Genomic DNA, 25,896 nt, shown 5'->3' on the forward strand with positions numbered 1-25,896 from the left:
GGCTTGCTTTAATGCGCTTGGTTTAAAGCACTTAGCCAACTTAGCCAAACCCTAAAAATCAACCGTAATACCCGCATTGATACTGCGCCCTGGTAATGGAGCAATGTATCTTAGAGGCGATGCGTGTGGTCTGGCCTCCTCATCCAATAAGTTACTGGCATTAGCAAAGAGCTTAACCGTAGAATCAGCCCAACTGTTAATGGTTTTGGCGATACTCACATCCATCATGTTATAGCTGGGCAGCGCCACCTCAGTATTAATCTCTTTTCCTAAATACTTGGGCTTAGCGTAGTGAACAAAGTTTATCTCACTCTCCCAGCTGTTGTTTTGCCAATTAAGACCAATGCCGTAACGGTCGGTTGGGATATTGGTGAGATACTCGCCATGTGTCTCACCGTCTTTGGGCTTATTCTTCACCAAGTCAGCAAAAAGATGCGCCGTCACATCACCATACTGATCAAAATCAAATCGCTTGCTTGCATCAATCTCAAAGCCGCTCACCTTAGTATCTATTTGTCGCCAATACTTTAAGGGCAGGCGATTGGCCAAAAAGGTCGTCCCTGAGGGTCTAAGCGAATAATAACCATCAAAATCATGTTGATACGCGGTGGCGACAACGTCGATATCTTGATAGTTAATCAGTGCACTAAGCTCGGTACTGGCGACCTTTTCTGAATCTAATGTCTGATTACCCTCTTCATGCGCCATACTGCTAAAGTGTGCCTGACTGGCATACAGCTCATTCACCTCGGGGGCTCTCTCAGAGTTGGCATAACGCAGATTAAATGCCAAGTAGTCATTGATATCAAGCCTGGCGGACAGCTCATAACTGTTTAGATTAAAATCCGTATCGAGCAGTTTTTCATAATTCGGTGACTTGCTAGAGGGTTTAAAATCGCTGCCTTGAATCTTGTGTGTCACTTTCTCATAGCGGTAGCCTGCCCCTAATGTCAGATAATCTAGCGGCAGACTTTCTTTTAAAAACAGTGCCTGCTTTTGGGTATCGACATCGGGCAAATAACGCTGCTCACCCCTACCTTTAATATCACGATACGACAACTCAGCGCCCAGCTTTCCAGATAGCACGCCAAGCTTACCTAGACTTGGCTGATGCTGAGTGACTACAGTGGCGTTATAAGTGTCAAAGTCATAATGATTGGCGACATCATCACCCAACCACTCCTCATTACGCTCCTTGATATGGGCCATATTCACATTGAGCTGACTTAACCAGTCATACGTCAAGTCAACTTGCGACTCTAGCAAATACTTCGTCTGCTCCGCATCGATTTGTACTGGGACATTTTCGGTGTAATCTTGATTGTAATTGAGATTGGACATTGAGAACCCAGGCAAGCCGTAACGGCTGGTTTTATTATCCAAAGCAGCAGCAACATAGACATTATCAAAAAAATAACTGCCTGATACCCCCAAACGGCGGTTGTCTAAATGGCTGTTCCCAAGCTTATTGTGATAGTTTTCTGTCACATCGTTAATCTTGCTAATCCGCTCAGCATATTCGGGCTGATCTGGCTCGTATTGCGGGTTCTCTGCCGTACCATAACCGCCATAATTGGTATAAACATCCCCTGGCGATAAGCCATAGTCATAATAGGTCTGCGTATATTCAAGCGTGCTTGGGTCAACATAATCGGTATAAAAATACTGTCTTGATTTGGGGTTAAAGATAGTGGTTTTTTCCACATGCTTTTGGCAGGCGTCTGCCAATACTGTATCTACCCCCAAGCCGTATTCATTGCTGCGAACCAAGTCTGTTTGACAGACCTTCGCCTTGCTGTCACCAGGAATATCGTAATGCCCTTGGCGCTGCGCCGAGTACAACAGATTAATGCTTAGGTTGTCCTCGTTATTCATATTGGCTTTTATACCCTGTGAGCGAGGGGCATTGGTTCCATCCTTAATAGCCAGCGTAAGATTTTGAGGTTTGTCCTCTATTTGCCGCGAGATTAATCCACTGTCAATGTCCACACTGCCGCCGATGGCACGCCCGCCTGATTCGATCACTGAGTTGTTTTTATTCACTGTAATCTGGTGGCTAAATACCGGATCAAACAGCAAGTTGGTCGCTGGACTGATGGCATTGAGCCCATTAACGTTCGTACCATCTTCACTGATACTAACGCGATTGCCTTGTAATCCGCGAATAATAGGCGAGCCTGAGTGTGGGCCAAAGCTGCCAGAGTGAACCCCTGATACTTTCTCTAACGCCTCGCCTAATGTATGCGTATCAATCTGTTGATCTTGTATCGTGACCGTGTGGCTAGAAACTGGACTGGCTGCTGATTTTACGGTGATGGTCGGCAGTACGACTTCGGGGCGAGTGATGTCGTTATCACTAATAGGCGGTATGTGAGGCATGTCATCTTGTGCGAAAGAAGAGTGAGAAATAACTAAAATCATCAAGGATAGATAACGGTATTGCATGGTTAGTGGGTACCTTAAAAAACAATAATAGGGCGAATAGACGGTGTAAGTTATTGTTACCTTTTTAAACGTTATGTTATAGTATAACATAACGTTTTTACCAAAATGTACTCTAACCCGCCTAGCGGCATTCATTTTTATTGTTTAGGTAAGCCCATGCTCACAAACTATCAAAACCACCAACCCCCAAAACGCCGAACCAACCGCCCTTTATCGCCACTGATGATGAGTATCCGTCTATACATCCAAGCGATCTGTATCCAAAACAGGACGTTGCCGGCTGCATCTGCCAAGCTGCCGTATTTGCTACAAGCAGCCACATTGGCAGCACTGGGCGCCTATAGCACAGCGGCATTAGCAGAAGATAAGCCTTCGGTTGAGCTGGCGCCCATTGTTGTTACCGCCAGTGCATTTGAGCCACAAGCGGGTGATATGGCGACCGCAACCAGCGTTATCACCCAGTCACAGATTATGCAGCAAGGCAAATCCACCTTGGGCGATGCACTAGCAAATGAGCCCGGTGTCAACTCAGATACCTTTGGTCAAGGTGCCACACGTCCTATCATCCGAGGTCAAACTGCACCTAGAGTACAAGTGGCTCAAAATGGCATGCTGGTACAAGATGCATCACAAATATCACCCGATCACCAAGTCTCTGTGCCTGTGCTTGGCGCCAAACAGATTGAGGTAATCAAAGGCAGCTCAGCCCTAATGTATGGCGGCGGTGCTATTGGCGGTGTGGTCAATGTGGTCGATGACACCATCCCATCCGAGCCGATGAATGACACAGTCAGTGGACAATTTGGTTTGATTGGGCAGCAAACCACAGACGGCTATCTAGGCTATGCCCAGTTAAATGGCAAGCTAAATGATAACTGGCAGTGGACGGGGCGTTTTCAAAAGACCGATCTAGATGATGTGAAAGTACCCAAGTCACGTTATGACAAAGTCAAAAACAGTTGGTATAAGCAAGACAACGCCAGTGTTGGCTTTGCCTATGTGAATGAGTTTGACTATGTTGGCTTCTCTTATCAGCGTCAAGATTCAGACTATGGTCTGCCGTTTCATGTGCATAACCACTGTCAGCCAGATGAGCATCGTATAAATAGACTGACGTGCGGCTTAGATGAACATGAGCATGGGGCGCATGAGCATCACGATCATGGAGAGCACGAACACGAAAAACATGGGCATACAGAGCACGAACATGGTCATAACGAACATGAAGAGCATGAACACGGTCATGATGAACATGGACACGAAGAACACGGACACCAAGAGCATGAACATGGCCATGAAGAACACGATCATGACGAGCATGAGCATCACCATGAACATGGCGAGTTGCCTTACGTTAAGCTAAAATCCGATGTGTATCAGATTCAAACCGAGCATTTGGTACCCTTAACCGGTATTGATAAACTGGCAACAAGGTTTAGTTATACCGATTATCAGCATGATGAGATTGATGAAGGGGTTGTCGGTACCATATTCAAAAACAAGGCCTTTGGGGCGACCGTTCAGGCCACTCATGCCACCCATCAGGTCGGTAATTTAGGTTATATGAAAGGAATCATTGGTGTCGATTATGCCAATAGCAAATTCTCCGCAGAGGGGCTAGAAGCGTATTTGCCAAAGACCAGACGCAATCAAGTAGGCACTTATATTATTGAGCGTTTAACACCGACTTATTCTGGCGCCCAAATTAATGACGCCGGCAGATTAGGTGCGCAATCCTCTAAGACACAGCAAGATCATAGGGGTCATAATCACGGCAGCAGCACCCTTCCTACCGACAGTACCGCTGCCAAGCTTGCAAAGCAGGGTAAAGACTTATGGTATGTACAGTTTGGCGGCCGTCAAGATATTCAAAAAATCGAAGATATGGATAACAATATCTCCAAATCTGATAACGCACACTCTTTGAGTTTAGAAGCTGGGCGTTACCTGACACCGACGACCCAAGTATCCGCTCGCGTCAGTCACTCTGAAAGACTGCCTGCCTCTCAAGAGCTGTATGCCAATGGCGCTCACTTGGCTACCAATACTTGGGAGCGTGGTAACCTACAGCTGGATAAAGAGTCTACCGATGGTATCGAGCTTAGCCTTCGCTATGACAATAATAAAAACTTTGATCTGAGTACTTCTGTGTTTTATAACGATACAGACGACTATATCTATGCAAAAACTCAAGACTTAGTGACCGATGGGGAGTCTAAAGGCTTTAGATTGGTTGATTATCATCAATCAGATGCCAAACACTATGGCGGTGAAATTAAAGCACGCTATTATTTAAATGATTATATTAGTATTGGCGGCTTTTCAGATATTGCCATTATCGAGCTAAAAGACAAACAACTCGGCAGTAAGTATGCACCCAGACTGGCTGCGCCTAGAGTCGGCGGCGACATTACTGCGCAGTTCAATCAATTTGATGTGGTGTTGTCAGGCTATCACCGTTATGAGCAAAATAAGGTGGCAGAGTTTGAGCACACTACGCCCAGCTATAATATGGTAGATGCCAAAGTGACTTATCACAGTGCCGGCCCGCAAGATTATACCGCATTCTTACAAGTCTCTAACCTATTAAATGACTTAGCCTACAATCACAGCTCCTACCTTGTCGAGCATATGCCGCTGGCAGAACGCTCTTTTAATGCCGGCATCACTTACCGCTTCTAAGTTCACCCTTGCCATAAAAAAAGTGCCTCAGTTCTGAATGGACTGAGGCACTTTTTATGGGTTAGGGATGACTTATTTACAGATTACTTATTTGTAGCCATCATTTTTGTAGGCATCATTTTTGTAGACACTGTCATCATGGAGTGTCATCGCCGCCATTATGAGCCTGCTTTTGCTGCTTTTTTCGCTTGGCGCTCTGCATCACTTAGGTTGCTCTTGGCTTGATGGCTAGAGCGATGAGACTGTTTTAGAGCTTGAATTTGGCTATATTTTGTTAATCCCATATCCATGACCCACAAGCCGGCCTATAATAGCAAGTTTTCTGCTGTTTTATACAGCTGTCTAATTTAGATGGCCATAGGATTTTTTGTGAGCAAACGTGACCTCATAACCTTTATTACCCTGGCCTTCATGTGGTCGTTGTCTTTTATATTTTACCGCATTGGGGTGCCTGAATTTGGCTCAGTTGCCTTTGCCAGTATTCGCTTGGAGCTGGCGGGGATAACCATGCTTTTATTTGTGCTACTAAACCCAAAAAACCGTCAAGGCATTTTGGCTAACTGGAAGCTACTGACCATTATCGGATTATGCTCTACTGCCATTCCATTCGTGCTGTTCGGCTATGCCGCAAAATCGGTTAATGCCGGTGTACTGGCGGTATTAAACGCCTCTGTCCCGATGATGAGTGGGGTAATGGCCAGCCTGTTCTTCAATGATAAACTGTCAAAAAAACAAATACTGGGACTTGTCATTGGGGTCATTGGCGTGTTTATTTTGATGAGTGAAAATTTCTTGGCGATGATGCACAGCAGTGGCGGCGATCATAGCAGCTTACAGTCCCAATTGTGGCCCATGAGCTTTGCGCTGTTTGCCTGTATTGGCTATGCCACCGGCGCCAACCTCACCCGCAACTATCTAGAGCACATCTCTCCCATCGCCATTACGGCCGGCACCTTGATTACGGCCAGTATTGTGATGCTGCCGGTCGCTATTTATAATTTCCCCTATCATCACTCTATTAGCGCCAAAGCTTGGGGTTCGGTGATTTGTATTGGTATTTTATCCACTGCGATTGCACTGATATTTATGAATCAGTTGATCAAAAGTATTGGTCCAGTACGCGCCACCAGCATCACCTTGGTCATCCCCATTTTTGCCATTATTTTTGGCTATATATTACTCGGTGAATCACTTGATATCTTTGCCATTGTGGGCTCGGTGGTAATTTTATTCGGCACTTATCTGTCATTAAACCTATCTGTTAAAAAACTGGCCGAACCTCAAGTCTAAACACCTAAAAAAAGCGCCTGATTGCTCGCTCAAGGCGCTTTTTTTATGGGTATACTGTCAGGGGGTTATAGCACAGCTTTTTGTCATGGCCATCTTTGGGCATGATATCAACTGCTGATCGATAAATATCCGCTCTCAACAAAGGATGGCTTATGGCCTGAGTGGCGGTGTGTTAAGCTACAGTTACCTCAGTACCTGTCTTTACCCCAGTTTAACTCAAGGATGATTTATGCCCATTTTCTCCCCTATTAAGCGCTTAATACCTGTTCTAACTGCATCAAATACTGCAGCTGACAGCGCTGCCCCTTTGGGATTAGCTTCAATACGGACACAGTATTTACCGCAATTGCCGGCACTACCCAACTTACCCAAACGCGCCGCCGCTTCGGCACGCAGACTGCTGCCGGCGCTACCCTTTAATAAAAAGCCTGATCTTGAGGTGTTAATTATAGGCGCAGGCGTATCCGGCATTGCAACAGCCAGTCATCTACAGCGCGACAAGCTACTTAGCCCACTGATTACACACAAAAAAGTCGCCATTGTGGAGAAGCGAGCCGCCATTGGGGGTACTTGGGATTTATTTAAATACCCTGGCATTCGCTCAGACTCCGACATGACCACTTTTGGTTTTGCTCACCGCCCCTGGCTGGGCAAAAAGACCTTGGCGGATGCCGCTTCAATTAAGCGCTATATTGAAGACACTGCTACAGAAGAAAACTTACAGCCTTTGATACAGTTTAATACCGAAGCGAGTGCATTAAACTGGTCAAGCCGGCACCAATACTGGCAGGCTCAGCTCACCGACGTCACTACAGGGCAAACCCGCCATATCACCGCCCGCTTTGTCATTGGCGCCACGGGCTATTATGACTATGACGCAGGTTATCAGCCTGTTTTTAAGGGACAGCAAGCGTTTAACGGTAAAATCGTACACCCACAGCTGTGGGATGAGACCATTGATTATGACAATAAACGGGTGGTGGTCATTGGCAGTGGGGCCACTGCGGTGACGTTGGTACCCGCGCTACTAAGTCAAGACGCTTATTTGGCTTCTGCTTCACCTGCCAAGCCACAAGTTGCGGCGCAGGTCATCATGCTGCAGCGTTCACCCACTTATATCGCCAGCATCCCAAGTGAAGATCCAAGCTATGTTCTACTCACCGAGCGATTTAAATTACCGCCCAATGCTGCCTATGGCCTAGTTCGAGGTCGTAACATACTGCTGCAGCAAAGCCTATATAGATTATCTCGAGTGGCGCCCAAACTCTTAAAAACCATCCTCACCCAGCGTAATAAATATGCACTTAAAGGCAGCGGTGTGGCATTAAACCATTTCGTGCCTGATTATAATCCGTGGGATGAGCGTCTATGCGCTGTACCAGATGGTGATTTATTTAAAGCGATGCATACAGGTCATGCTGATGTGGTGACAGACCATATTGATCACTTTACTAAGGACGGTATACAGCTGGCTTCTGGTCGTCATTTGCCTGCAGATATTATTATCACCGCCACAGGCCTCAAGCTGCAAATGCTTGGAGGCGCTAAACTTACTATAGATGGCAAAGCTCTTGATGTCAGTGCGCGCATGAGTTACAAAGCGGTGCTGCTAGAGGGCGTTCCTAATATGGCTGTGTTGTTCGGCTACACCAATGCCTCTTGGACACTCAAGATTGACCTCGCTGCGGCCTATCTGACCCGATTGTTACGCCACATGCATCATTACGGCTATAAAAGCGTCATCCCCGATGCGGTAGCTACCGATGGTGAACAGGCCAACCGACTGCCAGATACAGTCATGGGGTCACTGAGCGCCGGCTACATTCAGCGGGCCCAAAACACCCTACCCAAGCAAGGCGACCGGTATCCTTGGTATGTGACTAATAACTATCTAAGCGACCGTATGATGCTCAAGCAGCACCGCGTTCATGATAAATGGCTTCGCTTTGGCCGTTAAGCTGTTGCCATTACTTTACGCTTAGCGCCACGATCGGCAGGTAATAAAAAAATAGGACAGCTTTCGCTATCCTATTTTTTTTAATAAACCATTAATGGCGCTTATTTTTTCTTAGCTTTTTTGTCTTTCTTAGCTTTTTCTTTCTTTTTTTGGTCTTTTAGCTTATCTAACTCTTTGACCTTTTTCTCTACTTTTTTCTTAGCTTTTTTGATGTCTTTTTTCAGTTCTTGTTTTAGCGCTTTAATATCAGATTTAGACATGATGGCTTCCTTATATTTATTTTATAAATCTATCATTAAATATCTTATGTTTAACCTATCAGGTAATGTTTTACCTAAAGTTATTATTTACCGCAGCAACCAGAGTCTTAACATCTGCTAGGTTGACAACGATAAATAATGACTTATATCGATAGTATCAAATTAGATTTTTAAAACAAGAGACTACTGTATTTAGAATGTAATATTAAATTGCACTACCTAATTACTGTAATCGCTTTAAATAAAAAAACCTCACACCATTCTTGTCTGCCTCGAACGCCAAACCATGAATGCTAATGACTGATTTACCACATCAAATCATCAGGGATAACATAAGCAGCATACGGATCATCTTCAGCAGGCTCATCTTGCGCCTTGTCATTAGACTCAACAATAAACCCTTCTAGCTTCTCATTAATACGATCGGCTAACGGACGTGGCAACAATGCATACCCCTCCTCTAAGCGGGCAATACTGACATGACCGGCAACAATCTGATCAAACAGCTTTTGGGTGATGTGCATCTTTTTGATTTTGCTGTCATCAACAAAGCGGTATTCGATATCACCTTGAGTGTCTGTAATCTGATACTGATGAATCATCTGTACGATATTGGCTCTTAGGGTTTTCTCTTCTAGTGCTTGCTGTCTTTGCTGATTTAGAGCTTGGTCTTTTTTGAGCTTTTCGGCCTGTGCTTCTGCCACTGATTGTTTGATTTCTGCATCGGGGGCATTGCCAGTACGCTTGGCATGTTCAGCTTGTTTGGTTAGCTTTTTGGCTTTTTTGGTATCCACCAACCCTGCTTTTAAGAGTTGGGCTTGTAAGGCATTTTTGGCCATGTTGATATCCTTTGTGCTTCAAATAGGTTCGCGCTTTAAATAAAAAGGCATAAAAAAGACAGGGTACAAGTTTTATGTCACCCTGTCATCACTTTCATCGCTTTACTTAACGCCTATGAATCAGTGCTCGGCTTTGTCTTGTACATAGCCCTCAAATACTTGGGCTAATTCATCTCGGCTATAGTTTACATTGAGCTCATCTTGCATAATATCAATAAAATGCTCAAGCTCAGTAATGGTCACCTGTTCGGTATGATCTGCATAAATCTTAAAATAATCAGTGTTTCTGAGCGAATAAATCACATCCTCGCCATAGCAGGAGACAACCAAGTTATTACGCCATATGCCCTCAGGATTCATATAACAATAAAAATTACCCACCTCAAAGTCTGCATCGATATTTTCAATCAAATCAAAGGCAGTGGCATTGTAAGGCTCATTTTTTTCCATTAATTGCATGGTATACACGTTTTTGTCTGCATCCACAGGCAACACTTTGTATTCAATACCTAAATGACTCAGCGTCGGCTGGGTGTCACCTATTTTGATAACCACCGTCGGGCTTCGAAATCCAACACCCACATCCACCAAATACTTCTCACCTTGATAATACAAGACAGTCACACGATGCGTCATAGGAATGGTAGGTGGAGATTGGTTGTTCACCACTCGAGCAAGGTGTTGAGTCACCTCAAAGCCTTTGGCCTTAAGCACTTCATACATAAGCTTATTATGCTCAAAGCAGTAGCCGGCTCTTTTACTGACCACTAGATTGTTATATACAGACTCTAAATCAATGGGGATCGCCTCACCAAGTAAAATCTTGGGATTACCAAAGGCATAAGTTTGTAAATGGGCTTTTGCCAGCGTTGAGATATCCTCTAAGCTTTTGATATCTTGGTCAATATTGAGTGTGTCCAGATAATTTTTAACAATTTGTTCGGTATCCACATTGATCTCCTAGTCTAGTATAGGCCTCTAATTAACCGCTTTTTTGGCACACTGGCTGACACGCATTTTTATTTTAATGTCTTCAATTTTGACATGCTCACCTTTAATGTGCTCTAAATAACTTATTATTAAATAAATACAGTTAATCATCGTTAAATAGCTGGGGTTAAAGGCTAAGGTTAAATAGAGAGTGATGTGGTTTTATATTAACAAAGCACTGCGTAAATAACGGTAACGATTGGTTAGGGTAATGTCATATCTCCTGGCGCTATCCAGCCCATTCGGCGCATCCACCACGCCACTAGCCCAGCGATTAGTGCGGGTAACACAAACATCAACAGCACAATTGCCAGCCAAATATTGCTGAGCGTTAGACTACCTGCTGATGCCTCAAGCACTCCAAATACTCCCACAAAACCCGCGGTCCCCATACCAGCACCACTGGCGGTACTCATGAGTCCAAAACCAGTAGTTGCTATGGGTCCGACAACGGCACTGGCAATCACAACTGGCAGCAAAATAATCGGCTTTTTGAAGATATTGGGAATTTGCAGCATACTGGTGCCAAGCCCTTGGGCAATGACGCCGCTGATGCCGTTGTCTTTGAAGCTTGCCACCGCAAAGCCAATCATATGCGCCGCACAGCCGACTACCGCTGCACCGCCGGCCAGACCATCTAGCCCAATGGCAATACAAATGGCGGCACTTGAGGTCGGCATGGTCAGCAGCAGGCCCACCACCACAGCGATGACCACGCCCATCATAAATGGCTGCAACTGCGTGGCCAGCGCAATACCGTCACCAATACTGTTAACCAAATTGACCACAGGTGGATTGAGCCAAGCGCACACTGCCAACGCCACCAGTCCTACTGCCCAAGGCACTAAGATAATATCAAGCTTGGTCTTACCCTGAATCCAGCTGCCGGCACGGTAGGCAAAGACAGTGGCCAAATAAGCGCCGATCGGATTGCCTGGTACGGCCAAAAAGGTAGCAGGCGCCCCCGCTTGCGGCGTGAATAATTGACCGGCCATTAACGCCTCAGAGTGTGCACCCATCATGCCGGCCACTAAGCAGGCGAACACCACCAGTGTCGGCGCCTTGAGATAATAGGCAATGCCCACACCGATGCCTGCGCCCATCAAGATAGAGGCCAGCTTGCCCAAATCCATCAGCAGCGGCATCTCTAACGCCTGCCCCACTTGGGAGAAAATAAGCCCCGCGATTAAAGTGACAAACAGCCCTAACGCCATACCGGTAAAGGCATCGATAAGATATTTATTAAAAAAGTCACGCACAAAGACAGGTAAAACATGGGCAGAGGCCGATGAGGTCATAACATCATTCCTAGGGCAGCGAAAATAGGGTCAAAAAGCAGTCGTCACAAGAGCAAGCACAAACGCATTATATAGAGCGTTTACAAACACAGCACGGTTTGCTACGAGGTTATTCTAGCGGTTTTTAGAAGCAGCCGCTTTAATAAGTAAAGGCCAAAATGGACAGTCTTATACAAAATAGGCTCAACCTAGAAAATTAATAGACCGCTTATCGATTATTATTAATCGGATAAAAATACTTTTCTTCACTATCTCAAATGTAGGAGTTAACTATGAATGCCCCCGCTATCTTATTTCAAAAACAAATTTATACCAAAGATGATCACAATCGTGAGCACCCAGTGACCCTAACCCTTATTCAAGCAGATATTACGACATTGAAAGTCGATGCCATTGTCAATGCTGCCAATTCAAGCTTGCTCGGTGGTGGCGGGGTTGATGGCGCCATTCACCGCGCTGCAGGGCCTGAGCTTGTCGCCTATTGCCGTACCTTAAACGGATGCCCGACTGGGGAGGCCAAAATCAGCCCAGGCTTTAAGCTGCCGGCCCAGTATGTCATTCATACCGTAGGCCCTGTTTGGCATGGCGGTAATCAAGGTGAGCCTGAGCTGCTTGCCAGCTGTTATCGCAATAGCATTCAATTGGCAGTAGATAATGATATTACTAGCATTGCATTCCCAGCCATTAGTACCGGTGTCTATGGCTACCCTATCGAGCAGGCCACAGACATTGCTATTAATAGCGTGATAGACAGTATCCAGCAAGCTTCGGTATCACAGCTTCTGATTACAGAGGTGATTTATTGCTGTTTTTCAGCCGCCGATGCCGCGGTCTATAAGCAGCAACTGGATTTATAAAGCAAGCAGCCTTACATCTTAAAGCTGGGCTTACGGCCAAATCTTGCCGGGGTTTAAGATATTATTCGGGTCAAGTGCGTGCTTAATGGCCTGCATCACCCCTACGGCATCGCCATGTTCATACGCCATATATTTGCGCTTTCCCTGACCAATACCATGCTCCCCAGTACAGGTGCCATCCATATCGATGGCACGTTTTGCCAAGCGTCCGACCAAGTCTTCAGCCGTCTGCACCTCATCAGGATTGTCGGTGTCAACGAGTAGCAATACATGAAAGTTACCATCGCCTACGTGACCGACAATAGGGCCAATCATGCCAGCCTCTTTAATATCTTTGGCAGTCTCGCTGACGCATTCGGCCAACCTTGAGATAGGCACACAGGCATCGGTTGATAAGGCTTGAGCCTCTGGGCGTAACGCACGGCTGGCAGGATAGGCGTTGTGACGGGCATGCCACAGCTTTTTGCGCGCCTCTTCATTACTGTCCCACGCAAAGTCTGAGCCGCCGCATTCTTCAACAATATCATTAAAGATCTGTGCCTGCTCTTGCACGCCAGCTGTACTACCATGAAACTCCACAAATAAGGTCGGCATCTCTTTTAGCGTGAGGTTAGAGTACTGATTACACGCTTTGACCTGCAAGGTATCTAACAGCTCAATACGAGCTATCGGTAAGCACATTTGAATGGTCATCATGGTCGCCTCACACGCCGCCTCAACCGTGGGAAAATGACAAATCCCACTGCCGACACATTCTGTGATGCCAAAGAGCTTTAGAGTAATCTCAGTGACCACACCTAACGTACCCTCTGAGCCGATTATCAAGCGGGTTAAGTCATAGCCTGCGGCTGACTTTTTGGCACGCGAGCCTGTCTTGATAATTTTACCGTCAGCAGTGACCACCTCAAGTGCCAATACCACATCTTTCATGGTGCCGTAGCGCACCGCATTGGTGCCTGATGCGCGAGTGGCGACCATACCACCGATAGTGGCATTAGCCCCAGGATCAATCGGGAAAAACAGCCCTGTATCACGCAAATAGTGATTGAGCTGCTCACGGGTCACCCCAGGCTGGACCGTTACCGTTAAGTCCTCACTATTGACCTGCAAAATCTCATTCATCTCACTCATATCGATACACAGACCGCCATAAGGGGCATTTAGCTGCCCCTCTAAGGAGGAGCCAATACCAAAGGCAATCACTGGCATGTTGTGAGTATTACAAATAGCCACCGCTTGGGCGACTTCTTGCTTATCACGGGCCACAAGCACCGCATCGGCCGGCTGACTCTCAAGCCACGTCATGGTATGTGCGTGCTGCTGACGGGTGGTTAGATTGGTACTAAGCCTGTCACCAAATTGTGCTTTTAGCTCAGCTATCGCTTTACTGTGATCTTTTGTCGGTCTAGAGCTTGGTGCAGATGGTATTGCATCAGAGGGTACTGTGGTGGTCATATCATATTCCTTTGCTAAAAAGCTGATGGTGTCATACTCGCTATACTTAAGATAAATTTATCACTATTATAAGGACACAGCCCATGAAATTTAGTGTACAACTGTGCATTAGTGTTTGTATTATATAAGCTTTTTTACAAACTTATTTATAATTTATTTTAGTAACAATGATTGACTATCATTATTAAGTTTTCTAGAATGAAGTAATTGTTGAAACAATTTTTAATGATTTAAGCTATAAATACATAATAATTGTTTTAATAAGTGAATGCTTAGCAGGGCCGTCTGCACGGAAGTTGACCGCTCACTCTGTTTTGGTCTTTACAATAACTCAGTACCTTAGCGTTATGAGGTGCTAGTGGAGACTAAGCACTATATAGGTAGCTTCAGCTATTTATTAAATTGGCGGCAAAGCCTACTCCTACATTATATTTACAAGGACGTATTATGAACAAACCCCTCTCTTTTGCCTGTGCAGTAGCTGCACCTATACTATTTAGCCATTCAGCTATGGCTCAATTTGATTATTCAAAATACATAGAAACCGATGGAAGCTTCAAGCGCTTCTCAGTTTCAGCAGGTTGGTTGCATGCAAATCCAACCGGTGATGCTACGCCAGTTAAAAATACCACTGCGATATCAGATGGTACAAGCCACAACAATGGTAGCGTGAGATCAGGCACCGTAAAACGGGTGCTCGATCCAGACCAAGGCCTAGACAGTGCTGCTGAAAACCAAGCAAGATTTAATGAAATTAATAGCGGCTTGAGCCTTCCGGGTGACGACAATACTGACTTATCCAATACCGCTTTAGGTAATTTGTCAGGTACAACTGTGATTAACGGTCTACAAAAATTTGCGACACCTGGCACAGGTCTTGAATCAGATGATGTAGATACTTTGGGTATGCTACTAAACTATCATATAGATGATAACTGGTCAGTAGAGGTGAAGGCTGGCTTTCCGCCTAAAGTCGACATCTTAGGTAAAGGTACTGTGGTTGCACCTTTTAGAGGTGTGGTAACCCCATCAGGTATTGCCGAACGAGCCATTGGTGACTTTAATATTAAAGATGACATTGTGATTACCGATTTATCACAAGGCAGCAAAGCCTCTACTGCACGTGCTTGGTTGCCGGCCACAGAGCTACATTATAAGTTTGGTAAATCAGGGGTTAATAAATTCCGTCCTTATGTAGGCGCAGGTGTGATGTATGCCTATTTTAACGACTTAAAACTAAATTCAGGTATTCGTCAAGATTTAGTGGATGCTGGCCATATGATTCAAAACATCAAAGAGGGCAATGCCGGTACCTCTTTGCAATACGATGGTCCTGACGGTCGAACAACACCTTCTAGTAGTGGCATGCACGTAAAAGTTAAGGCTGATAGTGCTTGGGCACCTATTGTCACTGTCGGTGCTACCTATGACTTCGATGACAGCTGGTTTGCCGTAGGATCATTGTCTTATGCTAAGTTGGATAGCGACAGCACCATCACCGTCTCTAACGATAACGGCGAACAATTAATTAAAGCAGTTTCTAAGATTGATATTGATCCTTATATCAGCTACTTAGGGGTCGGTTACCGCTTCTAATTAAATGGTTGACACTCTATTTAAAAAACGCACTTTTAAAAGGTGCGTTTTTTTATCACCGGTCGCCGTAAAACCACCCACTTCAGGGGGTGGATATAAGGCGACACACACTGTCGTGATCAGCACTTAAAGTATTGCAAGTTAAAATTAACCTCGCCATACTGACCCTATGAAAACACTCAAGCTACGCATCAAAGACAAACATGCAAACCAGCTAAACAAACTAGCTGGGAGTGTTAACTATGGGTGGAACTATGTTAATGCGTTAAGCTTTGAGCATTTAAGACGCACAGGTAAGTACTTTTCGGCCTATGATTTAAGCCAATACACCAAAGGCAGTGGTGAGTATTTAGGCTTACACTCGCAAACTTTGCAAGCCATCAACGAAACTCATGCCAAATCTCGCAAACAATTTAAAAAAGCCAAACTCAATTGGCGAACCAACCGACCCGATGCCAAACGCAAAAGCCTAGGCTGGATACCCTTTAAAAAGTCTGCTATCAAGTATCTACGTAGCAGACAAACAGGAAAGAAAGCACTTAAATCAACCATACAGCTATCGCTCTCTAAAGGTCAAAAGCTCATCATAGACCTCTTTGATAGCTATAATCTATCTTTGTATCAAATTAACACGCTTGAGATAGTGCAAGACAGCCGTCATCGTTGGTATGCCTGTATTACCGTCAAAGATTTTCCTAGACAAGCAAGTGGCAAAGGCAGCGTTGGTATTGACTTAGGCTTAAAGCAGTCTGCTACCACCTCAAACGGTGACAAGCTGACAACCAAACAAACGCAAAAGTGGGCTAAAAAGCTTGCAATAGCTCAAAGAGCGAAAAACAAACAGCGAGTCAAAGCAATCCATGCCAAGATCAAAAACTCAAGATTAGAATTAATTCATAAATTCACCACCAAGTTAGTGCAGAGCAATGCTTTAATTGTGGTTGGTGATGTTAAATCCCGATCATTCACAAGTAAGAGAACCAAACTGGCTAAATCAACATACGATGCAGGATGGTTTGAACTCAAAAGACAACTGGAATATAAATGCAAGTATGCAGGTTGTCAGCTTGAGATAGTGGATGAGAGTTACACTACCCAGACCTGCTCGTGCTGCCTTAAAATAAGCGGTAGTAGTCCAAAAGGTAGAGCAGGTCTTGGAATAAGAGGATGGAGGTGTGCTGAGTGTGGCACATGGCATGATAGAGATATCAATGCTGCTAAGAACATCCTTGCGGTCGGGCTTGACCGTCTAGCTGTAGGAATCCCCTCGGTTTAGCGAGGGGAGGAAGTCAAAGTGATGATTTTAAATTGATCGATAAACCCATGTGCTGTTTGTTATAGTAAAAAGCCTCATAATCTTAGAGAGTATATCTATTTATGACACATTCACCCTTGTCACCAGGATCAGATAGCGCCCCCATTAGCCCTCCCCTGCATATCGCCACACTAAGCTGTGTACGGGCTGGAAAAGCCATGCCCTTCACTCGAGAGCAGCTTAGCGCCATTAATAAAATCCCTGTTAAGCAGCCAGTCGCCATCAATTACATGGGGCTTGTGAGCGATGAGCAGGCAGATCGGCGCCATCATGGCGGGCACCTAAAGGCAGTACATCAGATGTCTACGGCCACTTATGATAGGCTAAATATTGAATTTGGGCTTAAGCTTGAACCGGGGTTATTGGGTGAAAATTTAACCACCACACCCGTTTTAGGTACAGACAATTTAACTGAGGCAAACGTATGTATCGGCGATGTCTATCAATATGGAGATGGCGAGAGTGCTGTACAGCTTTGCATCGTGCAGCCTAGACGGCCTTGCTATAAGATTAATGATCAAATTGGGGTGACGGCCAGTCATAGAAATATCGCCTCTTGGATCACCCAGCAAGGTCTCTCTGGCTGGTACTTTAAGGTGGTCAAAGAAGGGGTTATTGATAACGGTATGCCCGTCTATTTGATTGAGCGCCCTTATCCGTTTGCCACTTTACAATCGCTTTGGCAGCTTACCAATAGCAAAGAGCCTATTGAGGCCAGCATTATTGAGCCTTGGCTTGGCATAGACTGCTTAGAGGAAAGCTGGAAAAAAGCACTGATCAAAAAAGTACGGGCCTAACAAAAAAAAGACCCCAATAAAGTTATTGAGGTCGGTTATCTTTACTTGATATGCCCTAGTTCAGGGGCAAAGTTTGGATAACACGCTATTTTTTTATTTGATAAAAAGCCTACTGCTTCATAAAAGGCCTACTGCGCTCTAATACGGCGGTTTTCTTGAACCTCTACTTGACCAGGCTGAGTGGCTTGTAGTTCACCACGCTTGTCCTTAATCTTTTGCTGCAAGGTAATGGCTGTCGACTGTGCAGTCATGCCCTCACCTTCGCCCCATGCAGAAGTCATATTGGTGCTACCTCCAGCTTGAGCAGCGTTTTGCTGCGCTCGGGTCACTGCAGTTGCTTGAGCGGTGTCATCATCTTGCGCTTTGTCGGCGGCATCCTGCGACATTTGGGTGGTGTGTGGCATCTGTCTCATAGCCGCTTGCTGCTCAGCTGTGCCGTCGTCTACTTCTGCAGTGTCTACATCGGCTTGGGTATCAGCGTCATAATTGCGCTGATCATCAGCTTCTAGTTCATCACCAGCCATATCCATATTGGCTTGAGCGGTGGTTACTGCATGAGCAGCGGCAGGGTTTTGAGCGGGGGCTGCCGCAAATGCGGTAGCTGATAGTGCCAATACACCTGTTATTAAGGTAGATACCATCAAGCCTTTTTTGGCTGCAGCTTTGGTTTGCGTGTCCGTATTGATCGCTTTCATAGTAATTCTCCATACTTTATTTTATGCTAAAGTAGTTTTTAATAAATAATTATTGAACAGTCTGTTAATAGTTAAGCCTAAACAGTTATCTAAGCTTTGAGCACACTTGGTAACTGCTCATGGCTGAGCTATCTCAATGACCGATTAAAAAAAGCGATTTATATCGCCTAAATGTCGTGATCCCTAATTAAACGTGTCCGTTCATAGTGAAAGTATAAAAATAGTGAAAGTATAAAAAAATATAAACGAGCCTTTGGAATTAACTTATGGGCCAAGCTTTTTATTTCGTTTTCTAGTATACGAGCACCCATTGCAATTTTTAGAGTGGCTTTGTAAAGTTTTTCTTGCCAGCTGTAGCTTTTAAGCGCGCTTACTTACTTGACTGTTATTTTTTGGTATATATTGCTGCTATAGCCACAAGCTTAGTAAATAAAGGGCTTTGATATAAAAATTCTTTTTATTAAGCTCTGGTTTTTACAATGACAGTTTTATAGACCCAAGCTTCATAGCATCATACAACACCCAGATTTAGTTTAACTGTACTTCATAATAGCGTTAAAAATTTACTACGATATCGCTCTAAACATAAGAGATATATTTAACGTATAATTTAAATTATTTTTTATTTATCCAAACCCCAGTGTTTGCGAGACTAATATGACTTCTTATTCTGATCCCAATAAAAAGACCCCTGATGAGGCGTCTACTAAGCTTAAGGTGGATGCAGCTGCTGCTACCCAAGGCTCTGATGATTTCAAGCCTTATACTGCCGCAGAAACCAAAGCCAAACCAAACTGGCTATGGGTATTACCCCTTATTTTATTGACCTTGGCGGTTGGTCTATTTGCTGGTCGTATGTGGGGCCAAAAGCAACTTGAAGACAACAGCGCAGAAACGCAGAGATCTGTCGTGCCTGAAGGCGGTACAGCTACTGGTATCACTGAAATAGAAAAGCCGGTCAATCAAAAGCCGGTACTGACGGTTGAAACCGTTACCCCAACTCAGTCAAGTGTGGCCAATGACATCTCAGCAGACGGTACCATCAGTCCTGAGACTACCTCTAGTGTGAGCGGAAAAGTAAGTGGGGTAGCCATTGATCAGGTTCTGGTACAAGAGGGAGCCCGAGTCAAAAAAGGACAGGTATTGGCCGTCTTTGATACCGATGCCATGCGTCAACAAATTATTCAGTCTCAAGCTGAGCTGGCAGAAGCTCAGTCTAGCTATGACTTGGCCAAGCGAGATGCCGAGCGGGTACTACCTTTATTAGAGATTAATGCCATTAGCCAGCAAGAAGCTGATCGTTATGTGGCCACTGCCAATCAAGCTGCCGCTTCTGTGGCTGCCTCTAAGGCGCGCTTGAACAATCAAAACCTAAATATGCAAAATGCCAAAGTAGTGGCACCCGTCAGCGGGGTCATTAGCGAAAAAAATGCCAATGTTGGCAGCGTTCCTGGTCCTGAACCTTTGTTCACCATTATCGAGGAGGGCAAGCTTGAGTGGCAGGCCCAAGTGGATCCTAATAAAGTGGGAGAAATCAATATTGGTACGCCGGTGGAAGTGAGCCTACCCAATAATAAGAGCGTGGCCGGTAAGGTCACTCGTATTTCACCCACTGCTGAAGATGGCAGCCGCCAAATTACTATTTATGCCGCTTTAGCGCCTAATCCCAATGCGCGCGCAGGGATGTATCAACGCGGCACCTTTAAGCTTGGTAGCGATGCCAAAGTGACCATCCCTGTCAGTGCTGTGGTCAGTGAAGATGGCTATGATTATGTGATGCAGGTCAAAGCGGTGAAGGATGAAAATCGCGACACCATCTACCGCGTCAACCGAGTCAAAGTGAAGCTGGGTGAGCGTCAAGGTGACCGTGTGGTTCTGCTTGAGCCGCTACAAGGTGACGGCAATATCGTACGTCAAGGTGGCAGCTTCTTAAGTGACGGTGATGTGGTAACTTTGGCCACAGCCACACCCGAGCCAGCTAAGTAAGTAGCTTGAGGGTATCATCTATTCGCTGATACGAAGGGACATCGATGTTGATGTCCTGTCCTTGGCATCGACAGTGACTATTTGTGCTGGTCCTCAAGTTATACTGGCCCTCAAAGCATATTTATTAAACGTTATGGTTTATCTACTGCACCGCTGATTTCGACCCATTTGTCCAACCAGGATATTCTTTATGAGCCTCAACGTCTCAGCCTATTCAATAAAAAATCCCCTTGTGGCGATACTGCTATTTGTCCTTCTTACCTTAGGCGGTATCTATGGCTTCATGAAAATGAAAGTGCAGCAGTTCCCTGATATCGACTTACCTGCTGTGGTGGTGACCGTCACCCTACCCGGTGCGGCACCCAGTCAGCTTGAGAATGATATCGCCAAAAAAATTGAAAATAAGCTGTCTAGTATTGAGGGGGTGAAGCACATGCGCACCACCTTACAAACTGGAGCGGCGACCATCGCAACTGAGTTTGTGTTAGAAAAAGACATTCAAGAAGCGGTAGATGATGTGCGCTCAGCCGTCGGTGAGGTACAAGGCGATTTACCGGCTGCTGCCAATGATCCTATTATCACTAAGGTAACCACCGCAGGCTTGCCCGCAGTAACTTATACCGTGGCCGCTAATGGCATCAGCCCCGAAGATTTATCTTGGTTTGTGGACGATATCATTAATAAGCGCTTATCTGATATCAAAGGGGTGAGTACGGTAAGCCGTGTCGGCGGGCTTGAGCGTGAAATCAGCGTTGAGGTCGACCCCATTAGCTTAAATGCGCTGAGCCTGCCCATCACTCAGTTATCTGAACAAATCACAGGGCTACAGCAAGACAGCTCAGGCGGTGAGTCAGAGGTCGGCAATAGCAAACAAAACATTCGTGTCCTAGGCGGGATACAAACGGCGCGTGAGCTTAATGACTTGCAAATTGCACTGCCTACAGGGGGTACTCAAGCGCTTGGCAGTATGGCAACCATAACCGATGGTACAGCTGATGTCTCCTCTATTGCCAAACTTAATGGCACCACAGTGGTGGCCTTTAACGTGACCCGCTCACGTGGCGCCAGTGAAGTCGAAGTGGTCAAGCTGGTCGATGCCGAGCTTGCCAGGCTACAAAAAGACATGCCCAATTACACCATTACCAAGGTGTTCGACCGTGCCACTCCCATTGATGAGGACTATCAAGCGTCTTTAAGAATGCTCATTGAAGGCGGCCTATTGGCTGTGGTGGTGGTGTTCTTATTCTTACGTAACGTGCGCGCGACCATTGTTGCTGCCGTGGCTCTGCCGTTGTCGGTTATACCCACCTTTTTGGGGATGTATTTTTTTGATTTTAGCTTAAACCTCATTAGTCTGTTGGCCTTATCGCTAGTGGTCGGGGTGTTGGTAGATGATGCTATCGTTGAGGTCGAAAACATCATGCGCCATTTACGCATGGGTAAGACCCCTTACCAAGCGGCGATGGAGGCGGCAGATGAGATTGGTTTGGCGGTTGTCGCCACCACCTTTACCTTGATTGCGGTGTTCTTACCGACTGCCTTTATGAGCGGTATTGTGGGACAGTTTTTCCGTCAATTTGGCTGGACGGCAGCCATTGCCATCTTTGCCTCATTGATGGTGGCCCGTCTTATCACGCCCATGATGGCCGCTTATATCTTGCGGCCTGAAAAGTACCACACCGAAAAAAGTGGCCGAGTGATGCAGATGTACCTAAAAGCGGTGAGCTGGACATTGCACCATCGCTGGATTACGCTTGGTACCACCCTAGTGCTGTTTTTTGCCTCCTTAACTTTGGTGAAGCTGCTGCCCACCACGTTTATTCCTGAAAATGACATCGACCAGACCCGTATTGGTATTGAGCTGACCCCAGATGCTACTTTGGAAGACACCTCTCGCATTACTCAGATGGTTGAGGAGAAGGTATCAAAAATTGAGGGGGTAAAAAGCATATTAAGCGTCATTGGCGACCCACAGCAAGCCAGCTTGGACTCCACCGGTGGTGGCCGTGCAGAGAACGCTGCCAGTATGGACATTGTGCTTGAACCGCGCAATGCCAGACCGACCAAAATCGAGATTGAACGGGCCATTACCGAGGCCTTAACCGCTGTGCCGAGCGCCCGTTTTGATGTGGGCCTGTCTAGTGGCGGCGAGTCCGGCTATAGCTTCTCACTGACCAGCACCAACCCTGCCCTACTGGATCAAACCGCGCAGCAAGTGATGACCGAAATTCGCTCATTGCCACAAGCCGGCAGTGTCACTAGTGACCGAAGCTTGCCTCGCCAAGAGCTGTCCATCATCCCCAATCGCATGGCTATGGCAGATCAAGGCGCGACTACCCAAGGGGTTGCCGATACACTACGTGTGGCGACTATGGGCGACTATGAGCAGCGTTTATCTAAGCTTAATTTAGACACCCGTCAGGTACCCGTCGTGGTGCGTCTCCCCGATGAGGCAAAAAACAATGTCAGCCAATTGGGCGACTTATTTGTGCCCAGTACTGCCGAATCTGGTGCGCGGGTGGCAGAAGTGGCCGATTTAGCCTTTGGTACTGGCCCATCAGAAATCTTGCGCTTCGACCGAGAACGCGCCATCACTATCAATGTGCAGGTAGCAGGCGGTGAGCTTGGTGGTCTGGTCAAAGCAGTTAAGGCACTGCCCTCATTGCAGCCAGGCAGTATCCCTGATGGGGTATCGCTCATTGACCAAGGTCAGGCAGAGAGCATGGCTGAGCTGTTCGGCGGCTTCGTGATTGCCATGAGTGTTGGTATCATCTGTATCTTTGGGGTGTTAATCCTTTTGTTTGGCAAGGTCTTGCAGCCATTTACCATTTTAATGGCGCTGCCTTTATCTATTGGCGGTGCTTTTGTGGGACTGGCCATTACTAACAGCAGCTTATCTATGCCCTCGATGATTGGCTTTATTATGCTAATGGGTATTGCCACTAAGAACTCTATCTTACTGGTCGATTATGCTATTTTGGCTGAGCGAGAACACGGCTTAAACCGCTTTGATGCGCTACTTGATGCCTGCCGCAAACGGGCGCAGCCAATTATCATGACTACCATTGCGATGGGTGCAGGCATGATGCCGTTGGTGTTTGGTTGGGGCTCAGCAGATCCTACTTTCCGTCAGCCTATGGCAGCGGCGGTATTAGGTGGTCTTGTGACCTCTACCTTGCTAAGCCTGATTGTCATACCTATGGTGTATACCTTTATGGATGACATATCAAATTGGTTTGGCAAATGGCTACGTCCGCATGGCAAGACCGACTAAAATTAGCGGCTTTTATCACATATAAATAGCGCCTAATTATAAATAACCTCCAATATTTTTTGCTATCTTTAGATGACCCTTTTTATTTGAGGCCTGATTATGACCGTCCCTAGTGATATTACTATTGCCCAAAATGCCACATTAAGACCTATTGTTGATATTGCTAAAAAAATAGGGCTTTCAGCAGATAAGATTGAACCTTATGGCTATTACAAAGCCAAGATTAACCCAAATGATGTGTTTGATATGCCCGCTAAGTCGAGCAATAGCAAACTGGTATTGGTCACCGCCATTAATCCCACCCCAGCCGGTGAAGGTAAGACCACCGTCACCATTGGGCTGGCCGATGCGCTAAACCGTGTACATCATCAAGACCAAAACGGCAAACGTACTGTTGTGGCGCTACGTGAGCCGTCTGTGGGTCCTGTGTTCGGCATTAAAGGCGGCGCAGCAGGGGGCGGCTATGCTCAAGTGTTGCCGATGGAGGATATCAATCTACATTTCACTGGCGACTTGCATGCCATTGGTGCGGCCAACAACTTACTTGCCGCCCTACTCGACAACCATATTTATCAAGGCAACGCGCTCAATATTGACCCAAAGCAAGTGGTGTGGCGCCGAGCGGTGGATATGAATGACCGTCAGCTGCGCAATACGGTCACTGGTCTAGGCAAGCCTGCCGATGGGGTAATGCGCGAAGATGGCTTCGATATCACTGTGGCCTCAGAGGTCATGGCAATTTTTTGTTTGGCCACTGATTTGGCAGATTTAAAGCAGCGCTTGGGCAATATCTTAGTCGCTTATAACCAAGACAAGCAGCCCATTTATGCTAAGGACCTCAAGGCTCATGGTGCCATGGCCGCCTTGTTAAAAGATGCCATTAAGCCAAACTTGGTACAGACCATTGAGGGCACGCCAGCCATCTTACACGGTGGCCCTTTTGCCAATATCGCTCATGGCTGTAACTCGGTCATTGCCACCCGTACTGCCATGCATTTGGCCGATTACACTCTCACAGAAGCAGGCTTCGGTGCTGACTTGGGTGCAGAGAAATTTTGTGATATCAAATGCCGACTGGCCGGTCTTACCCCCGATGCAGCCGTGGTGGTCGCGACCATTCGTGCCCTTAAATATAATGGTGGCGCAGCCAAAGATGCACTAAAAAATGAGGACCTAACTGCGCTTGAGCAAGGACTGCCCAATCTAACTAAACACATTGAGAACCTACAAGAAGTATTCGGTCTGCCTGTGGTGGTCGCGATCAACCAATTTGAAAGCGACACAGCTGCTGAAATCGAGATGGTACGCAAAGCCTGTAAACGTCTAAAAGTAGAGGTGGCGTTAACTCAGGTGTGGGAAAAAGGCGGCGCCGGTGGCGAGGATTTGGCCCGCACCTTATTGGCGCTGTTAGAGACACATAACGACCAGATGCAAACCTTTGGGTTTGCGTATGACAGTAACAAGCCTATTGTCAATAAAATACGCACTGTCGCCCAGCGCATTTATGGTGCCAATGATGTGGATATCAGTGTGACAGCGGCAGCGAAGATTAAGCGATTAGAAGCGTTGGGGCTTGATAAAATGCCTATTTGTATCGCCAAGACTCAATACTCGCTCAGCGATGACGCCAAGCTATTAGGGCGACCCACCGGCTTTAACATTCATGTGCGTGATATCAGTGTGTCTAACGGCGCCGGCTTTATTGTGGTCATCTGTGGCCCTATCATGAAGATGCCCGGCCTACCAAAACATCCTTCTGCCGAAAACATTGATGTCGATGAGAAGGGGAACATTACCGGACTGTTTTAACCATAACGGCTCCTGTTTATGCCTCCTATTTGTGAAACCTATGAGCAGCACTTTGGTCTTTACCAATGTGCTGCTTTTTAGTGATACAACCTAGTTTGCCTCGATTCTAGGTGCAGATTTATCAGGCCTATTTTTAGCGCATGATAGGCTAAATCAGCTGATATCACTTGCTTAGTGTATATTCTCTAAAGCGACTTCGTTTAGGAATTGTTAACTAAATGAGCCATGTGTTTACAACTCTGTTAAATTTCAGTAAGGTCATAACTAGACCACCCTTAAGCCTTTCTCAAGGCAGCTTAAAAGCAAGGATGATAGGGGCGATGAAGGATCAACAACAAGCAGTACACATGG

General features: G+C 46.0%; 18 protein-coding genes. 10 read left to right on the plus strand and 8 right to left on the minus strand.

The window, feature by feature from the left end; genetic code table 11:
- Positions 1 to 51 precede the first annotated feature (51 nt).
- A complete protein-coding gene (locus tag MN210_RS12820) occupies positions 52 to 2,445 on the minus strand; it encodes a TonB-dependent receptor plug domain-containing protein (protein WP_338412310.1) in 2,394 nt (797 codons plus the stop codon).
- A gap of 156 nt (positions 2,446 to 2,601) precedes the next feature.
- Here MN210_RS12820 and MN210_RS12825 point away from each other — a divergent pair, with 156 nt between their 5' ends.
- Positions 2,602 to 5,127: a TonB-dependent receptor gene (locus MN210_RS12825; RefSeq protein ID WP_338412311.1), complete on the plus strand. Its 2,526-nt coding sequence runs from the start codon at positions 2,602 to 2,604 to the stop codon at positions 5,125 to 5,127.
- Positions 5,128 to 5,285: 158 nt separating this feature from the next.
- Here the strand turns inward: MN210_RS12825 and MN210_RS12830 are convergent, their stop codons facing one another.
- Positions 5,286 to 5,411, minus strand: coding sequence for a hypothetical protein (locus tag MN210_RS12830; RefSeq protein ID WP_338412312.1), 126 nt, complete (start codon positions 5,409 to 5,411; stop codon positions 5,286 to 5,288).
- Between the two features lie 85 nt (positions 5,412 to 5,496).
- Between MN210_RS12830 and MN210_RS12835 the strand changes: the two genes are divergently transcribed.
- Both MN210_RS12835 and MN210_RS12840 read left to right on the plus strand, forming a co-directional pair.
- Complete coding sequence (locus MN210_RS12835; RefSeq protein WP_338412313.1) at positions 5,497 to 6,417, plus strand: DMT family transporter; 921 nt, start codon at positions 5,497 to 5,499, stop codon at positions 6,415 to 6,417.
- A 229-nt stretch (positions 6,418 to 6,646) separates the two neighbouring features.
- Positions 6,647 to 8,374 (plus strand): flavin-containing monooxygenase, encoded by a 1,728-nt coding sequence (locus tag MN210_RS12840; protein WP_338412314.1) that lies wholly within the window; start codon positions 6,647 to 6,649, stop codon positions 8,372 to 8,374.
- 101 nt (positions 8,375 to 8,475) lie between these two features.
- On the opposite strand, the gene MN210_RS12845 is transcribed toward MN210_RS12840, so the two are convergent.
- From MN210_RS12845 to MN210_RS12860, 4 genes are all read right to left on the minus strand, one after another.
- A complete protein-coding gene (locus tag MN210_RS12845) occupies positions 8,476 to 8,634 on the minus strand; it encodes a hypothetical protein (protein ID WP_011961554.1) in 159 nt (52 codons plus the stop codon).
- A 305-nt stretch (positions 8,635 to 8,939) separates the two neighbouring features.
- Entirely contained in the window at positions 8,940 to 9,473 is a 534-nt protein-coding gene (locus MN210_RS12850; RefSeq protein ID WP_241878769.1) for a DUF2058 domain-containing protein, read from the minus strand.
- 120 nt (positions 9,474 to 9,593) lie between these two features.
- Positions 9,594 to 10,424 carry an arylamine N-acetyltransferase family protein gene (locus MN210_RS12855; RefSeq protein ID WP_338412315.1) on the minus strand — a complete coding sequence of 277 codons (831 nt, stop codon included), beginning with the start codon at positions 10,422 to 10,424 and terminating at the stop codon, positions 9,594 to 9,596.
- A 242-nt stretch (positions 10,425 to 10,666) separates the two neighbouring features.
- Entirely contained in the window at positions 10,667 to 11,761 is a 1,095-nt protein-coding gene (locus MN210_RS12860; protein WP_338412316.1) for a PTS sugar transporter subunit IIC, read from the minus strand.
- Positions 11,762 to 12,033: 272 nt separating this feature from the next.
- Here MN210_RS12860 and MN210_RS12865 point away from each other — a divergent pair, with 272 nt between their 5' ends.
- Positions 12,034 to 12,618, plus strand: coding sequence for an O-acetyl-ADP-ribose deacetylase (locus MN210_RS12865; RefSeq protein WP_338412317.1), 585 nt, complete (start codon positions 12,034 to 12,036; stop codon positions 12,616 to 12,618).
- Positions 12,619 to 12,648: 30 nt separating this feature from the next.
- On the opposite strand, the gene MN210_RS12870 is transcribed toward MN210_RS12865, so the two are convergent.
- The gene (locus tag MN210_RS12870; protein ID WP_338412318.1) at positions 12,649 to 14,073 is read right to left on the minus strand and encodes an FAD-binding oxidoreductase; all 1,425 of its coding nucleotides are present in this window, start codon (positions 14,071 to 14,073) and stop codon (positions 12,649 to 12,651) included.
- Between the two features lie 447 nt (positions 14,074 to 14,520).
- Between MN210_RS12870 and MN210_RS12875 the strand changes: the two genes are divergently transcribed.
- The 3 genes from MN210_RS12875 to MN210_RS12885 all read left to right on the plus strand — a co-directional run bounded on the left by MN210_RS12875 (position 14,521) and on the right by MN210_RS12885 (position 17,781).
- Complete coding sequence (locus MN210_RS12875) at positions 14,521 to 15,669, plus strand: OmpW/AlkL family protein (RefSeq protein ID WP_241878777.1); 1,149 nt, start codon at positions 14,521 to 14,523, stop codon at positions 15,667 to 15,669.
- Positions 15,670 to 15,838: 169 nt separating this feature from the next.
- Positions 15,839 to 16,945, plus strand: a complete 1,107-nt coding sequence (locus MN210_RS12880; protein WP_338412319.1) for an RNA-guided endonuclease InsQ/TnpB family protein — start codon at positions 15,839 to 15,841, stop codon at positions 16,943 to 16,945.
- Positions 16,946 to 17,046: 101 nt separating this feature from the next.
- A complete protein-coding gene (locus tag MN210_RS12885) occupies positions 17,047 to 17,781 on the plus strand; it encodes an MOSC domain-containing protein (RefSeq protein WP_338412320.1) in 735 nt (244 codons plus the stop codon).
- Positions 17,782 to 17,909: 128 nt separating this feature from the next.
- On the opposite strand, the gene MN210_RS12890 is transcribed toward MN210_RS12885, so the two are convergent.
- Positions 17,910 to 18,476, minus strand: coding sequence for a hypothetical protein (locus tag MN210_RS12890; protein ID WP_338412321.1), 567 nt, complete (start codon positions 18,474 to 18,476; stop codon positions 17,910 to 17,912).
- A gap of 657 nt (positions 18,477 to 19,133) precedes the next feature.
- Here MN210_RS12890 and MN210_RS12895 point away from each other — a divergent pair.
- The 3 genes from MN210_RS12895 (at position 19,134) to MN210_RS12905 (ending at position 25,545) form a co-directional block, all read left to right on the plus strand.
- Complete coding sequence (locus MN210_RS12895; RefSeq protein WP_241878779.1) at positions 19,134 to 20,462, plus strand: efflux RND transporter periplasmic adaptor subunit; 1,329 nt, start codon at positions 19,134 to 19,136, stop codon at positions 20,460 to 20,462.
- A gap of 190 nt (positions 20,463 to 20,652) precedes the next feature.
- Positions 20,653 to 23,736 (plus strand): efflux RND transporter permease subunit, encoded by a 3,084-nt coding sequence (locus MN210_RS12900; protein ID WP_338412322.1) that lies wholly within the window; start codon positions 20,653 to 20,655, stop codon positions 23,734 to 23,736.
- A 99-nt stretch (positions 23,737 to 23,835) separates the two neighbouring features.
- Positions 23,836 to 25,545, plus strand: a complete 1,710-nt coding sequence (locus MN210_RS12905; RefSeq protein ID WP_338412323.1) for a formate--tetrahydrofolate ligase — start codon at positions 23,836 to 23,838, stop codon at positions 25,543 to 25,545.
- Positions 25,546 to 25,896 lie beyond the last annotated feature (351 nt).

Origin of the sequence: Psychrobacter raelei, assembly GCF_022631235.3 — a bacterium.
GTDB lineage: Bacteria > Pseudomonadota > Gammaproteobacteria > Pseudomonadales > Moraxellaceae > Psychrobacter > Psychrobacter raelei.